This window comes from Pseudomonas sp. D1HM, assembly GCF_019266105.1.
In the GTDB taxonomy this organism is placed as follows: domain Bacteria; phylum Pseudomonadota; class Gammaproteobacteria; order Pseudomonadales; family Pseudomonadaceae; genus Aquipseudomonas; species Aquipseudomonas taetrolens.
In genome coordinates this window covers 1-402 of the sequence record NZ_LRMN01000047.1, presented here as the reverse complement: position 1 = coordinate 402, position 402 = coordinate 1, and the positions used below count along the sequence as shown (strand labels likewise).

Annotated in this window: 1 protein-coding gene; it reads right to left on the bottom strand. The window is 57.2% G+C overall.

Going from position 1 to position 402, the window contains the following annotated elements:
- On the bottom strand, positions 1-402 hold a 402-nt coding region (locus tag AWM69_RS22650), incomplete at both ends, for a DUF2931 family protein (RefSeq protein ID WP_218728599.1).

Below are 402 nucleotides of genomic sequence, written 5' to 3'. Positions count from 1 at the left end.
GGAGTGTTCTTTATGCAGGCGATAGCGGCCGTTGGATTTCCCTTGGAAGGGCCCTAGCGGCTCAATCTCGGCTTGAGCACCTGCGATCAGGTTGTCGTTCAGGCAGTTATCGTTTGCCCAGACTCGGATAACTCCGCCCGGGGCAACGCCTAGAACGGCGGAAATCATGGGATTCGCAGGGTAATCGGGCCAGTCCGGACAGCGGCGTGCCGTCGAGCCGCGCATGATGCTGCGGCCACTCTCGGGAATGTCGACCCAGCCTTTGTAGGTTTTTTGTTCAACAATGGACTGCCAGCGTACGAATATCCGTTTGGGCAAGTCGATACTGCTGATGGAGTAAATGTTTCCGCCGATGGTTGTCCAGCCTCGTGCGTACTCGCGATCAAGGCCAGGATTGCCACT